Source organism: Enterobacter sp. BIDMC 26 (assembly GCF_000534435.1).
GTDB classification, from domain to species: domain Bacteria; phylum Pseudomonadota; class Gammaproteobacteria; order Enterobacterales; family Enterobacteriaceae; genus Enterobacter; species Enterobacter ludwigii.
The window spans coordinates 621012-634776 of sequence record NZ_KI973182.1 but is presented as its reverse complement, the minus strand read 5'-3'; the positions used below and the strand labels follow the sequence as shown (position 1 = coordinate 634776).

Sequence of the window (13765 nt, the reverse complement as noted above, 5' to 3'; positions counted from 1 at the left end):
CGGACAGAGTTCACATTTTGTTTAAGATTTAACGAGTAGCGTCAGGACTTCATAATGCGCGGTATGCGGGAACATATCGAACAGCTGGACGCGTTCAATGCGGTAGCCCGGCAGCGTCGCGATATCTTTAGCCATCGTCTGCGCGTTGCAGCTGGAGTAGACGATGTAGTCCGGTGCCATCTGGCTCAGATAGTCGCACAGCGCTTTCCCGATGCCCCGGCGCGGCGGGTTCACCAGCACCAGTTCAGGCACATTGTCCTGCCCCGTCGCGAACTGCGTGGAGTCCAGCGCCTGGAAGTGCAGCCGGGTCAACCCAAGCTCTGCGGCAGACTGTCTGGCACAGGCAATCGCTTCGGCGGAGATCTCAATCCCGGTAAGCTGCATGTCTGGCGTGGCGCAGTGCAGACCGAAGCCACCCACCCCGCAGAACAGATCCCACATATGATGGATATTTAACGCCCGCACCCAGTCACGGGCGGTGGCATAAAGCGCACTCGCGACGGTCGGGTTGGTCTGGAAGAAGCTTTGCGGACGGATCCACAGCGGTACATCGTTGAACGTTTCTGCCAGCGCATGCTGTTCGGTGAAGAAGATCTCCCGCTCCCCTTCCATGATAGCCATATGCACCGGCTGAATATTCGCGGTGATAACGGTTAACTGCGGAAGCTGTTGCTGAAGCCATGGCAACGCCGCGCGAAGCTGCTCCACCTTGGCTTCTGAGCGCAGAACAAATCGCAGCATCATGCTGCCGTCTACCTGGCTTTCGGTAAGAAGAAGGTATTTGAGCTCGCCGCGCTTGCGGGCAACGTTATAGGGCGTTAACCCGGCACGGGCAATAAACGGTTTGAGCGCAGCAAAGACCGGCGCAAACGAGGCAGGATAAAGCGGACAGTCGGTTAAATCTTCAGGCGTACCATCGCGATGCAACATGCCCAGCAGCGGTTTTTCAACGCTGCCGCTCACCACCATTTTGGCTTTATTACGAAAGCCCTGCTCCGGCCCGCTGACGGGTGCGCACCATTCGCCCACGGCATGGTCTGCCAGCAGGTGTTGCAGGTCGGCCATTTTGGCGGTGAGTTGCTGAGAAACCGGCTGTTCTATCCACTGACAGGAGCGGCAGCGACCGGCGTCATAGAGTGCGCACTGCATATCAAAACCTTAAGAATCACGAGGGCTGCGATTATACACATTATTGCAGCTGGAAGAACCGCCGACTGGAAGCAGGCACGAACAGGAAAAACAGCACCAGCATATCCGGGAGTTTTTGCAAAAACAGCGCGTGCAAAATCTCGCGTTTTGATCCACCCGCAATGCTGAACAGTTCCGGATAGCCATACCCCAGCGAGGCGGCCCACAGATAGCTCGCCGCCGTAATTTGCGTCAGCAAATAGACCCAGCGTGCCCAGTTGCGTCCTCTGACCAGCGAAAATGCGCAGTAAATCTCGATAAACACCAGTACCAGGCTGCTCAAAAAGACCAGCGTCAGGTTCCACGTCTGTACGCTGCGGTGAATGAATTCAGCCATACCGCGCACACCCAGGGTGTTAAGGATCATCAGCACATCAAGACAGCGGATCATAATAATAGCGAGCGCCGCCACCTGCACCAGTGCAGGAACGTTTGGACGAGCGTGCGTAAGACGTGATTTTTTTAATAATCCCAATGTTTTACTTCCCTGAAAAACAGTGCCGCGTCATGCGCGGCACATCACTGGAAATTTTAAATCCTTCAGCCGCGTCTTGCACGCTGGATATCACGCACACGTTGTTTTTCCGCGCGCGCCATCAAATACCAGGCGATAAATCCGACAATTCCGACCACCCCGAGGATAATCGAGGCCAGGGCGTTAATCTCCGGATTGACCCCCATGCGTACGCTGGAGAAGACCAGCATAGGCAGCGTCGTCGCGCCCGGTCCTGAGACAAAGCTGGCGATAACCAGGTCGTCGAGCGACAGCGTAAACGCCAGCAGCCAGCCGGAGATCACCGCCGGCATAATCATCGGCAGCGTGATGATGAAGAAGACCTTCAGCGGCGTCGCTCCGAGATCCATCGCCGCCTCTTCAATGGAGCGGTCCAGCTCGCGCAAACGCGAAGAGATAACCACCGCCACGTACGCGGTACAGAAGGTGACGTGTGCCAGCCAGATGGTGAGCATGCCGCGATCTGCCGGCCAGCCAATGGCATGCGCCAGGGCGACGAACAGCAGCAGCAGCGCCAGACCGGTGATAACGTCTGGCATAACCAGCGGCGCGGTGATCATAAAGGCAAAACCGTTCGACCCCCGAAAACGCCCGAAGCGCACCATGACCAGCGCGGCAATGGTCCCCAGCACGGAGGCCATCGTGGCCGCCAGCGCGGCGATGGTCAGGCTCAGCCCCACCGCGCTCATCATCGCGTCATCATGGAACAATTCGCCGTACCAGCGCGTCGACCAGCCGGCCCATACCGTTACCAGTTTGGAGCTGTTGAACGAGTAGATCACCAGCATCAACATGGGTGCATACAGGAAAGTAAAGCCAATCACCAGGATGGCAATTCGCCACGGGGAGCGCACTACCGGTAAGTTGTTCATCCGTGGTCTCCCATCTGTTTCTGCTGATGTTTGTGGAACCACATGATCGGTACGATCAGCAGGAGCAACATCACGATCGCCACCGCAGACGCCACAGGCCAGTCGCGGTTATTAAAGAACTCCTGCCACAGCACACGCCCAATCATGATGCTGTCCGGGCCACCGAGCAGTTCCGGGATCACAAACTCCCCTACCGCCGGGATAAAGACCAGCATCGACCCGGCAATAATGCCGCCCCGGGTCAACGGAACGATAACGCTGAAGAAGGTTTTAAGCGGACGGGCACCAAGGTCAAGCGATGCTTCCACCAGCGAATAATCGATACGCGTCAGCGCCGTATAAATTGGCAGCACCATAAACGGCAGATAGGCGTAAACAATCCCGATATAGACCGCGAGATTGGTATGCAGGATCGTCAGGGGCTGATCGATAACCCCAAGCCACATCAGGAAGTTATTCAGCACACCGTTGTTTTTCAGGATCCCCATCCACGCGTAGACGCGGATCAGGAACGAGGTCCATGACGGCAGGATCACCAGCAACAGCAGAATGTTGCGCGTCGAGGATTTACTGTGCGCCACGGCCCATGCCAGCGGGTAACCCAGAAGCAGACAGCAGATCGTCGAGATCGCCGCCACCTGCAACGACTGCAGATAAGCTTCGAAATAGAGCGGATCTTCCGCCAACTGCAGGAAATTGCCGAGGTTAAGGGTCAGCGTCAGCTGTCCGTCAGCCCAGTCCAGCAGGTTGGTATAGGGCGGGATCGCCCGCGCCATTTCCGCCAGGCTTATCTTAAAAACAATCAGGAACGGCAGCAGGAACAGCAGGATCAGCCACACGTAAGTCATGGCAATCACCAGCTTGCGTCCGTGGTTCATCTGCATGCGCGCCAGCCAGTGCGCAAAGCCACCCGGTTTTTCAACGCGGGCTGGAGGTTCTAAGGTACTCATTGTCCGCTCCTTATACCGTCAGCACTACACAACTGTCCGCATCCCAGCACAGGCGCACTTCATCGCCCCAGGTCGGCTGTCCCTTGCGATAACGATGTTCGTTCTGCAGCTGGGCGCTGAGCATCTGCCCGCTTTTCAGACGCACATGGTAGATGGAGAGGTCGCCCAGGTAAGCAATGTGCACCACTTCCCCGACGGCGAAGTTAAAGCCATCGGCAGGCGGATCTTCGCACAGCATGATCTTCTCCGGGCGGAGCGCGACATACACCGGCACGTTATCCACCACCGAGCTATCCGGATCGACCTTAAGCGGATGCTGCAGCCCCGGCGACTCGATCACCAGACCGTCATCCTCGCGCGATTTCAGCAGCCCTTCGAAAACGTTGACCGACCCGATGAACTCCGCGCTGTAGCGGGTGGTCGGATGCTCATAAATCTCTTCCGGCTCGCCAATCTGTACGAACTTACCGCGGTTCATGATCGCAATACGCCCGGCCATGGTCATCGCCTCTTCCTGGTCATGGGTAACCATCACGCAGGTCACCCCCACGCGCTCAAGGATATCCACCACTTCCAGCTGCATACGGTCACGCAGTTTTTTATCCAGGGCCCCCATCGGTTCATCGAGCAGCAGCAGCTTTGGCCGTTTCGCCAGGCTTCTGGCCAGCGCCACGCGCTGACGCTGGCCACCAGAGAGCTGATGCGGTTTACGCTTCGCGAACTCCTGCATGTGCACCAGGCTGAGCATCTCCGCCACGCGGGCGGTGATTTCGGCTTTCGGCAGTTTGTCCTGCTTAAGACCAAAGGCGATATTCTGCTCCACCGTCATATGTGGGAAGAGCGCGTAAGACTGGAACATCATGTTTATCGGGCGCTGATACGGCGGCACGCGGGAGAGATCGACACCATCGAGCATGATTTGCCCGGCGGTAGGCTGTTCAAAACCGGCCAGCATACGCAGCAGGGTCGATTTACCGCAGCCAGATGCGCCCAGAAGGGCAAAAATTTCACCTTTGTAGATAGTCAGGCTGACGTCGTCCACGGCATGCTGACCATCGAAAGATTTGGTGAGGTTACGAATTTCAAGAAGCGGGGTCAGCGCTTTACGGACTTTCGCCTGCGGGCGGGGGATCGCGTCATTCACGGGGTGCTCTCCGGCAGAAATCAAAACTGGTGCAAACGCACCATCAGGGTGCGCATCGTCGGGCGGCGCTCACGCCAGCCCGACCGACGGGTTTAGCAGGCCCGGTGAGCGTTTTCGCCACCGGGCAACCGTACCGGACGCCGTTATTTACCGCTTTTCACTTTGGTCCACGCACGGGTACGTACGCGGTCAATTTTTGGATCCTGAACTTTCAGGGTGAACAGCTTGGCAAACACATCCGCCGGCGGATAGATAGCCGGGTTATTGCGGATCTCTTCGCTGACCAGCGGCACAGAGGCCTTGTTGCCGTTAGCGTAATAGACGTGATCGCTGATATGCGCGATGACTTCCGGACGCATCAGGTAGTTAAGGAACTGGTAAGCTTCGTCTTTGTTTTTCGCGTCAGCCGGCATGGCGAAGACGTCGAAGAACGCCAGCGCGCCCTCTTTCGGAATGAAGTAGGAAACATTCACGCCGTTTTTGGCTTCTTTGGCGCGGTTAGCCGCCTGCCATACGTCCCCTGCCCAGCCAATCGCCACGCAGATATCACCGTTTGCCAGGTCGTTGATGTACTGCGAGGAGTGGAAGTAACGAATGTTCGGACGCAGCTTCAGCAGCAGATCGGTTGCCGGGCCGGTGTAATCATCGGCCTTGCTGCTGTTAGGATCTTTGCCCAGGTAGTTCAGCACGGTGGCGAAAATCTCTTCTGGCGCATCCAGGAAAGAGACGCCGCAGCTTTTCAGCTTCTCAAGGTTTTCCGGCTTCAGCACCACGTCCCAGCTGTCGAGTTTGACATCTTTACCCAGCACCGCTTTGACTTTATCGACGTTATAGCCAATACCGGTGGTCGCCCACAGATACGGCATCGCGTATTTGTTGTCCGGGTCATGCTTGGCGACCAGCTTAAGCACTTCCGGATCGAGGTTTTTCCAGTTCGGTAATTTGCTCTTATCGAGCGGCTGGAAAACACCTGCCGTCAGCTGACGCTCAAGGAAGCTTGCGGAAGGTACCACCAGGTCAAAACCGGTACTGCCCGCCATCAGTTTCCCTTCCAGCACTTCGTTGGAATCGAAAACGTCATAGACCACTTTAATGCCGGTCTCTTTTTCGAAATTAGCGACGGTATCCGGCGCGATATAGTCAGACCAGTTATAAACGTGCAGCGTTTTTTGTTCCGCAGCGAGCGTGCCGGCAGAGACGGCCATCAGAGCACCCGCAACCAGACCCGATAACCATTTTTTATTCAAGGCGATCATATCGTTATTCCTTCTGAAAGCTCGTTAACAAACGAACTAAAACTGTGCAATCTGAAGATATGCAATAATCATGCATAGTTTGTCGCTCTGCACGAAATAAAAAGAAACCTCTTTACCCGGCAGGATCCGCTCGCTTTTTTAAGCATCGCAAGAATAACTGTAGCCCGTGTCTCCGGCTATAGCCCAGACGAAAAAACGCCTTTTATCAATTTTTTATGCAGGTTATGTCTACGTGATAAGCCGAAATGGCGCTTGGGGAGGTGAAAAATTCTTTAAAGAAAGGTTAAAAGCAGCAGAAAAAATGGCGTTATGCAGCCGCTATGGCAGCGACTGCGCAAAAGTCAGACAGGCTTAGTGAAGAAAATTGGGAGATGCATCATTATTCTCTGCATCATCTTCCGCGCTATACAGCAAATGGTGCGCATTGGCTTCCATCATTACCATCGAAATTTGCTCTTCACTCAAGCGCATAAACCAGGAGAACTGCTTGAAAGAGAGGCCGGCACCGGAGAATAAAGACTGGCAAACGACCAGTTTGGGCAGATTATCATCCTGTATATCGAGAAATGCTTTCACCGTCAAAGAACTGGCGTTGATGGCCGACAGGTCAGAGGCCAGGGCCAGCAGCGCAGACGGTTTCACTTCGGCCAGCGCAGAGAAGAGGATCACGTCGTTAATGAGATCGATTTTGGCATCGAAAATACCATCGAAATTTTGCATATGAGGCAAATGCAGCGCCTGGCAGGAATCACATTCAAAGAAAGTGATACCGGCATCATCGAGCCATTGACGTAACGTATCCAGTGTTGGAACGACCTGTAAATCCATCGCGGTGCAGCCTCTTTAATAAAAACTTCGCATAGAGTACGCAAAAAGTGCGCTGTAATCCATTTAACCGCCCGTTTTCAGACAGTAGCCCGGCGTTGCATGGCGCTCGACCCATGAGATCATTTTACCCGCAATATCGACCCCGGTGGTTTTTTCCACCCCTTCCAGTCCCGGTGAGGCATTCACCTCCATCACCAGCGGTCCGCGCGTCGCCCGCAGTAAATCAACACCCGCCACATCCAGCCCCAGCGTTTGCGCCGCCTTCACGGCAATCTCACGCTCGCGATCGCTGATATCCGCGACTCTCGCCACGCCGCCACGGTGCAGATTAGAGCGGAAGTCGCCCTCTTTTGCCTGGCGTTCGATGGCCGCAACCACCTCGTTACCGACAACAAAACAGCGAATGTCGCGCCCTTTGGCTTCTTCAATGTACTCCTGCACCAGAATATGGGCATTCAGCCCACGAAAGGCGTCAATCACGCTTTCCGCCGCCTGCCGCGTTTCGGCCAGCACCACACCAATGCCCTGAGTGCCTTCCACCAGCTTGATCACTAACGGTGCGCCACCCACCATATCGATTAAATCGCTGGTGTCGTCCGGTGAATGCGCAATGCCGGTAACCGGAAGATCGATTCCCTGCCGGGCAAGCAGTTGCAGCGAACGGAGCTTATCGCGGGCGCGAGATATCGCAACGGATTCATTGAGCGGATAGCTGCCCAGCATCTCAAACTGGCGCAACGCGGCCGTGCCGTAATAGGTTATCTGGGAGCCGATGCGGGGAATAACCGCATCAAAATGCGGGAGCTTGCGGCCTTTGTAATGAATCGATGAGGCAGCAGGATCAATGTTCATATAGCAGGACATCGGATCGAGGATCTCAACCTGATGCCCCCGTTTTGCCGCCGCTTCTCGCAGGCGTTTACATGAATAGAGCGTTCCATCCCGGGACAAAATGGCAATTTTCACCCTGCACCTCTCTAAAGACATGGAAAAAGCCTGCGTATCATACACGCAGGCAGGCGCAGGATGAATGGGCTATCGTGTCGCCCAGCCCTGTTTATGCAGATAGTCGAGAATAAACGGGCGATTCTCTTTAATGATGGTGCGACGAATGTGGTCACTCCAGGTATCGCGACGGTTATTGCTGTCGCGCGTCATGTAGTAGTGCGCCAGCTCTTCATCGTATTGCGCCAGCACATCCTGATCGACAGGCTGGTAGTGGTTTTCATGCACCAGCATCGCCGCAGGCAGGCGCGGCTTGAGGTCCGGGTTATCCGCAGGCCAGCCAAGGCACAGGCCAAACAGGGGCAGAACATGTTTTGGCAGCTTCAGCAGTTCGGTAACGCTTTCGATATTGTTACGCAGCCCGCCGATGTATACGCCGCCCAGCCCCAGCGACTCCGCCGCCGTGAAGGCGTTTTGCGCCATCAGCGCGGTGTCCACGACGCCCAGCAGCAGCTGTTCGGCAAGGCCAAGCTCGGCTTGCGGGCAGATCTGCAGGTGGCGGTTAAAATCGGCGCAGAACACCCAGAACTCGGCTGCCTGTGCCACATGCTTTTGTCCACCGGTGAGTGTCACCAGTTGTTCACGCATTGCCGGGTCGGTAATACGAATAATGGAGCTGCACTGCAGGAAGCTGGAGCTGGATGTCGCCCTTGCACTGTCAATAATGGCTTCACGCTGCGCCGGCGTTATCGGCTCGTCGGTGAAGTGGCGAATTGAACGATGGGAACGTAGCAGGTCTATGGTTGGCGTCATCTTGTCTCTCTTTGTCTTGCGTGAATCATATCGCAGCCAGTATAGGCAATGATGCGCGCGATGTAATTGGCGAAACATAGCTGAGAGGTATTATAACGACAGGCGAAACCTTCTTTAATGACGGCAGGTTATCGGGCACTATAGACCCATTCGCCGTCAGGCTTGTTTTCGAGGAGAGAGAAATGTTTGCAGTAATTTTTGGTCGTCCAGGGTGCCCTTACTGTGTGCGCGCGAAAGAGCTGGCTGAGAAACTGACCGAAGAGCGTGATGATTTTAACTTCCGTTATGTTGATATCCACGCGGAAGGGATCAGCAAAGCCGATCTGGAAAAAACCGTGGGTAAACCGGTTGAAACCGTACCGCAGATTTTCCTCGATCAGAAACACATCGGCGGTTGCACAGACTTTGAAGCATACGCTAAAGAACATCTGGGCCTGTTTGCCGCTCAGTAATGCTAAGACGCCCTCACCCTGAGGGCGTTTTTATTTGTGGTGTCTGCGCCGGGCCAACATGCTGTGGACAAACAAAAAGCATAGCGCTCCCAGTGCGCACCAGAAGACGCCACTCAGCAACCACGCCAGCTCCTGCCAGAAACTTCGCGTTGAAATATACAGTGACCGCATCAGCAGCAGACACAGCGGCGCTGCAAGTATTGCGCCCAGTAACGGTTTCACCACTTCCCCCCGGCGGGAGAGAAAACTGGCAGCAGCCCCTGGCAGTGTGAAAAAGAGCAACCCCAGCTCCGGATGACCCGACGCCCTGAACGCCCCCTTCACATTAAAAGCGAGGGACATGCAAACGACAATGAACAGCAAAAAGCAGCTGATCACCCCCGCCCAGTTTCGTTTAATGTTCAAACTATCCTCCTGACTTATCTCTATCAAATACACTTTCGTCGGGTAGACGCCCAGTCAGATAAAGCAATGCGGCAATCCTTGCCAAAGTACACACAGGGTGAAGCGATAATAGGTGGCTGTCAGTAGCTAATACGATTAAACTAACCGCCAGCTAATGTTTTAGGGAATAAAGCTGGAAACAGGGAGCGTTAAAGCCTTTCCCTGACCCAGAAAACAGTAGCCCAAAAAGTCCTTTCATTCAACAACTTACTGGTAAACAAGAAGTTAGCCTCCGTGAATATAAACGTCGCAGACTTGTTAAATGGGAATTACATCCTGTTATTATTTGTGGTACTGGCGCTGGGCCTTTGCCTGGGTAAATTGCGCCTTGGTTCGGTTCAACTTGGTAATTCCATTGGCGTTTTAGTCGTCTCACTATTATTAGGCCAGCAGCATTTCAGCATTAACACGGACGCGCTCAACTTAGGTTTTATGCTGTTTATTTTTTGTGTTGGTGTGGAAGCCGGGCCCAACTTTTTTTCTATTTTCTTCCGCGACGGCAAAAATTATCTGATGCTGGCGCTGGTCATGGTCGGCAGCGCGCTGCTGATCGCCTTAGGGCTGGGTAAACTGTTTGGCTGGGATATCGGGCTGACGGCCGGTATGCTCGCCGGCTCGATGACCTCCACGCCGGTGCTGGTGGGTGCAGGCGATACTCTGCGCCACTCCGGCATGGCCGGTGCGCAACTCTCTACCGCGCTCGACCACCTGAGCCTGGGCTATGCCCTGACCTATCTGATTGGTCTGGTGAGCCTGATTGTGGGCGCCCGCTACCTGCCAAAACTGCAGCACCAGGATTTGCAGACCAGCGCCCAGCAAATTGCCCGCGAACGCGGTCTGGACACCGACAGCAAGCGTAAAGTCTATCTGCCCGTGATTCGCGCCTACCGCGTTGGGCCCGAGCTGGTTGCATGGGCGGACGGGAAAAACCTCCGCGAGCTGGGGATTTACCGCCAGACAGGCTGCTATATCGAACGTATTCGCCGTAACGGCATTCTGGCAAACCCGGACGGCGACGCTGTGCTGCAGATGGGCGATGACATTGCCCTGGTCGGTTACCCGGATGCCCACGCCCGCCTCGACCCGAGCTTCCGCAACGGTAAAGAGGTGTTTGACCGCGATCTGCTCGACATGCGTATCGTCACCGAAGAGATTGTGGTGAAAAACCATAACGCCGTCGGCCGTCGTCTGGCGCAGCTGAAGCTGACCGATCATGGTTGCTTCCTCAACCGCGTGATCCGCAGCCAGATTGAGATGCCAATCGACGACAACGTCGTGCTGAACAAAGGCGATGTTCTGCAGGTCAGCGGCGATGCGCGACGCGTGAAAACCGTTGCGGACCGCATCGGCTTTATCTCTATTCACAGCCAGGTCACCGACCTGCTGGCCTTCTGCGCCTTCTTTATCGTCGGCCTGATGATCGGGATGATCACCTTCCAGTTCAGCAACTTTAGCTTTGGCATCGGTAACGCTGCCGGGCTGCTGTTCGCCGGCATCATGCTGGGCTTCCTGCGAGCGAACCACCCGACCTTCGGCTACATTCCGCAGGGTGCGCTCAATATGGTGAAAGAGTTTGGTCTGATGGTCTTTATGGCGGGTGTCGGCTTAAGCGCCGGTAGCGGCATTGGCCACAGCCTGGGTGCTGTTGGCTGGCAGATGTTGGTTTCCGGACTTATCGTCAGCCTGGTACCGGTCGTGATTTGCTTCCTGTTCGGTGCTTATGTGCTTCGCATGAACCGCGCCCTGCTCTTCGGGGCAATGATGGGGGCCCGTACCTGCGCCCCGGCAATGGAAATTATCAGTGATACCGCACGCAGCAATATTCCTGCGCTGGGCTATGCGGGCACCTACGCTATCGCTAACGTACTGCTTACGCTGGCGGGTACGCTGATCATCATCATCTGGCCTGGACTCGGATAACTCTTAAGTTCTGCGCACGACGAAAAAATTTTCGTTACGCGCAGAACTTTTTTATCAGGGGGCAGTCATAACTATTGCCACTGCTTTTCTTTGATGTCCCCAATTTGTGGAGCCCATCAACCCCGCCGTTTTGGTTCAAGGTTGATGGGTTTTTTGTTGCCTGAAATTCCCCTCTTCAACATTCCGCCTTCCCTCTTTCCACCCAAACATATATGCTTAACCATATATATAACCAACCGCAGGAAAGCCGATGCTACATCCGGTCCAACTTTTCAAAGCCCTCTCCGACGAGACTCGCCTGTCCATCGTCATGCTTCTGCGCGAAGCCGGGGAACTGTGCGTCTGCGATCTCTGTTCCGCCACGGCTGAATCACAGCCCAAGGTATCGCGCCATATGGCGCTGCTGCGTGAATCCGGGCTGGTGAGCGATCGCCGGGAGGGGAAATGGGTTTATTACCGTTTGTCCCCCACTATGCCGGCATGGGCTGCCACCGTGATTGACAACAGCTGGAACTGCTTGCGGGAAGAGACCCGCACAAAGCTGAAAAACCGCCTTCCGGGCGCGTGTTAAAACACATTCATAAAAACAGATATAACGGAGTTCACGATGTTTCTGGCTGGGGCAATTTTTCTGTTTACACTGGTGCTGGTCATCTGGCAGCCCAGAGGGTTAAGTATCGGCTGGAGCGCCACGATGGGTGCTGTACTGGCGCTGGTCAGCGGCGTGATCCACATTAACGATATTCCGGTGGTGTGGAATATTGTCTGGAACGCGACGGCCACGTTTATCGCCGTCATCATCATCAGCCTGCTGCTTGATGAGTCCGGATTTTTCGAGTGGGCGGCGCTGCACGTGGCCCGCTGGGGTAATGGCAAGGGCCGGTTGCTGTTTACGTATATCGTTCTGCTGGGCGCGGCCGTTGCGGCGCTTTTTGCCAACGACGGCGCGGCGCTTATCCTCACGCCCATCGTTATCGCCATGCTGCTCGCCCTCGGGTTCAGCAAGCAGGCCACGCTGGCGTTTGTCATGGCGGCTGGATTTATCGCCGACACTGCCAGCCTGCCGCTGATCGTTTCGAACCTGGTGAATATCGTATCGGCAGACTTCTTCTCGCTGGGGTTCAGCGAATACGCCTCGGTGATGATCCCCGTGGATCTCGCCGCGATTGCGGCCACGCTGGTGATGCTGCACCTGTTCTTTCGAAAGGACATTCCGCCAGCATACGACCTGTCAAAACTCCGCGAGCCTTCCCGCGCGATCAACGATCTTCCAACCTTCAGAACGGGCTGGATTGTTCTGTTACTGCTCCTTGTCGGGTTCTTTGTACTTGAACCGCTCGGTATTCCGGTCAGTGCTATCGCGACAGCAGGCGCGTTGATTTTGTTTGCCGTTGCAAAGCGCGGGCATGCCATTAATACGGGAAAAGTGCTTCGTGGCGCACCGTGGCAGATCGTTATCTTCTCGCTGGGGATGTATCTGGTGGTGTATGGCCTGCGCAATGCCGGGCTGACGGAGTATCTGTCAGGGGTTCTTAATCTCCTCGCCGGGCATGGCCTGTGGGCCACCACGCTCGGTACCGGGTTCATCACGGCGTTCCTGTCATCCATAATGAACAATATGCCGACCGTCCTGATTGGGGCACTGTCTGTCGATGGCAGCACGGCATCGGGTGTGATTAAAGACGCGATGATTTATGCCAACGTGATTGGCTGCGACCTGGGTCCGAAGATCACGCCTATCGGCAGCCTGGCCACCCTGCTCTGGCTCCATGTCCTGGCGCAGAAAAACATGACGATCACCTGGGGCTATTATTTCCGGACAGGCATCATCATGACGTTGCCGGTTCTGTTTGTGACGCTCGCCGCGCTGGCGTTACGTCTCTCCTTCACACTGTAATGAGTAACGGATATGAGCCATATCACCATTTACCACAATCCAGCCTGCGGCACCTCGCGCAACACGCTGGAGATGATCCGCAACAGCGGCACTGAACCCGAAATTATTCTGTACCTTGAGAACCCACCGTCTCGTGATGAACTGACCAGACTGATTGCTGAGATGGGGATTTCCGTGCGGGATTTGCTGCGCAAAAATGTCGAACCTTATGAACAGCTGGGCCTCGCCGCGGACCGGTTTACCGACGACCAGCTTATCGATTCTATGCTGCAGCATCCGATCCTGATTAACCGTCCGATCGTAGTGACGCCGCTGGGCACTCGCCTGTGCCGCCCTTCCGAAGTCGTACTCGATATCCTGCCTGATGCACAGAAAGGAGCGTTTACGAAAGAAGATGGCGAAGCGGTGGTGGACGCCAGCGGAAAAAAAATCTCCGGCAGCTAATCCGCTGATAGTGATGCCCTAAGTCTTGTCAGTCACATACCCTGCCCCGTGGCGGAGTTGCATCCGCCGTCACCCGACCCATAATTTGATGGACCGGT

15 protein-coding genes are annotated in these 13765 nt (G+C 55.3%); 5 read left to right on the top strand and 10 right to left on the bottom strand.

What is annotated here, in order from left to right; translation table 11 throughout:
• Window positions 1–21: 21 nt before the first annotated feature.
• The 9 genes from rlmC to nfsA form a co-directional block, all read right to left on the bottom strand.
• A complete protein-coding gene (rlmC, locus tag L462_RS20255) occupies window positions 22–1149 on the bottom strand; it encodes a 23S rRNA (uracil(747)-C(5))-methyltransferase RlmC (protein ID WP_032677762.1) in 1128 nt (375 codons plus the stop codon).
• A 40-nt stretch (window positions 1150–1189) separates the two neighbouring features.
• Entirely contained in the window at window positions 1190–1663 is a 474-nt protein-coding gene (locus L462_RS20260) for a YbjO family protein (RefSeq protein ID WP_014169315.1), read from the bottom strand.
• A gap of 65 nt (window positions 1664–1728) precedes the next feature.
• Window positions 1729–2574, bottom strand: coding sequence for a putrescine ABC transporter permease PotI (gene potI / locus L462_RS20265; RefSeq protein WP_020884869.1), 846 nt, complete (start codon window positions 2572–2574; stop codon window positions 1729–1731).
• Window positions 2571–3524: a putrescine ABC transporter permease PotH gene (gene potH / locus L462_RS20270; RefSeq protein ID WP_032677761.1), complete on the bottom strand. Its 954-nt coding sequence runs from the start codon at window positions 3522–3524 to the stop codon at window positions 2571–2573. Before potH ends, potI begins: the two co-directional genes overlap by 4 nt.
• A 10-nt stretch (window positions 3525–3534) precedes the next feature.
• Complete coding sequence (potG, locus tag L462_RS20275) at window positions 3535–4668, bottom strand: putrescine ABC transporter ATP-binding subunit PotG (RefSeq protein WP_020884870.1); 1134 nt, start codon at window positions 4666–4668, stop codon at window positions 3535–3537.
• A 143-nt stretch (window positions 4669–4811) separates the two neighbouring features.
• A complete protein-coding gene (gene potF / locus L462_RS20280) occupies window positions 4812–5924 on the bottom strand; it encodes a spermidine/putrescine ABC transporter substrate-binding protein PotF (protein WP_014169310.1) in 1113 nt (370 codons plus the stop codon).
• A gap of 351 nt (window positions 5925–6275) precedes the next feature.
• Window positions 6276–6752 (bottom strand): YbjN domain-containing protein, encoded by a 477-nt coding sequence (locus L462_RS20285; RefSeq protein WP_014169308.1) that lies wholly within the window; start codon window positions 6750–6752, stop codon window positions 6276–6278.
• A gap of 63 nt (window positions 6753–6815) precedes the next feature.
• Window positions 6816–7718 carry a 30S ribosomal protein S6--L-glutamate ligase gene (rimK, locus tag L462_RS20290; protein WP_020884872.1) on the bottom strand — a complete coding sequence of 301 codons (903 nt, stop codon included), beginning with the start codon at window positions 7716–7718 and terminating at the stop codon, window positions 6816–6818.
• A gap of 69 nt (window positions 7719–7787) precedes the next feature.
• Entirely contained in the window at window positions 7788–8510 is a 723-nt protein-coding gene (gene nfsA, locus L462_RS20295; RefSeq protein WP_025204598.1) for a nitroreductase NfsA, read from the bottom strand.
• Between the two features lie 182 nt (window positions 8511–8692).
• Here nfsA and L462_RS20300 point away from each other — a divergent pair, with 182 nt between their 5' ends.
• Window positions 8693–8962 (top strand): GrxA family glutaredoxin, encoded by a 270-nt coding sequence (locus L462_RS20300; RefSeq protein WP_014169305.1) that lies wholly within the window; start codon window positions 8693–8695, stop codon window positions 8960–8962.
• Between the two features lie 30 nt (window positions 8963–8992).
• On the opposite strand, the gene L462_RS20305 is transcribed toward L462_RS20300, so the two are convergent.
• Window positions 8993–9367, bottom strand: coding sequence for an inner membrane protein YbjM (locus tag L462_RS20305; RefSeq protein WP_032677760.1), 375 nt, complete (start codon window positions 9365–9367; stop codon window positions 8993–8995).
• Window positions 9368–9640: 273 nt separating this feature from the next.
• Here L462_RS20305 and L462_RS20310 point away from each other — a divergent pair, with 273 nt between their 5' ends.
• From L462_RS20310 to arsC, 4 genes are all read left to right on the top strand, one after another.
• Window positions 9641–11326, top strand: a complete 1686-nt coding sequence (locus L462_RS20310) for an aspartate:alanine antiporter (protein WP_014169303.1) — start codon at window positions 9641–9643, stop codon at window positions 11324–11326.
• A 250-nt stretch (window positions 11327–11576) separates the two neighbouring features.
• The gene (locus L462_RS20315; RefSeq protein ID WP_032677759.1) at window positions 11577–11897 is read left to right on the top strand and encodes a metalloregulator ArsR/SmtB family transcription factor; all 321 of its coding nucleotides are present in this window, start codon (window positions 11577–11579) and stop codon (window positions 11895–11897) included.
• A gap of 36 nt (window positions 11898–11933) precedes the next feature.
• Entirely contained in the window at window positions 11934–13223 is a 1290-nt protein-coding gene (locus L462_RS20320; RefSeq protein ID WP_032677758.1) for an arsenic transporter, read from the top strand.
• A gap of 12 nt (window positions 13224–13235) precedes the next feature.
• Window positions 13236–13667 (top strand): glutaredoxin-dependent arsenate reductase, encoded by a 432-nt coding sequence (gene arsC / locus L462_RS20325; RefSeq protein ID WP_032677757.1) that lies wholly within the window; start codon window positions 13236–13238, stop codon window positions 13665–13667.
• Window positions 13668–13765: the final 98 nt, after the last annotated feature.

Excerpts from the sequence above, each read along its gene's own strand:
- rlmC (WP_032677762.1), bottom strand. The coding sequence starts at position 1,149 with ATGCAGTGCGCACTCTATGACGCCGGTCGCTGCCGCTCCTGTCAGTGG.
- potI (WP_020884869.1), bottom strand. The coding sequence starts at position 2,574 with ATGAACAACTTACCGGTAGTGCGCTCCCCGTGGCGAATTGCCATCCTG.
- potH (WP_032677761.1), bottom strand. The coding sequence starts at position 3,524 with ATGAGTACCTTAGAACCTCCAGCCCGCGTTGAAAAACCGGGTGGCTTT.
- potF (WP_014169310.1), bottom strand. The coding sequence starts at position 5,924 with ATGATCGCCTTGAATAAAAAATGGTTATCGGGTCTGGTTGCGGGTGCT.
- L462_RS20285 (WP_014169308.1), bottom strand. The coding sequence starts at position 6,752 with ATGGATTTACAGGTCGTTCCAACACTGGATACGTTACGTCAATGGCTC.
- nfsA (WP_025204598.1), bottom strand. The coding sequence starts at position 8,510 with ATGACGCCAACCATAGACCTGCTACGTTCCCATCGTTCAATTCGCCAC.
- L462_RS20300 (WP_014169305.1), top strand. The coding sequence starts at position 8,693 with ATGTTTGCAGTAATTTTTGGTCGTCCAGGGTGCCCTTACTGTGTGCGC.
- L462_RS20315 (WP_032677759.1), top strand. The coding sequence starts at position 11,577 with ATGCTACATCCGGTCCAACTTTTCAAAGCCCTCTCCGACGAGACTCGC.
- L462_RS20320 (WP_032677758.1), top strand. The coding sequence starts at position 11,934 with ATGTTTCTGGCTGGGGCAATTTTTCTGTTTACACTGGTGCTGGTCATC.
- arsC (WP_032677757.1), top strand. The coding sequence starts at position 13,236 with ATGAGCCATATCACCATTTACCACAATCCAGCCTGCGGCACCTCGCGC.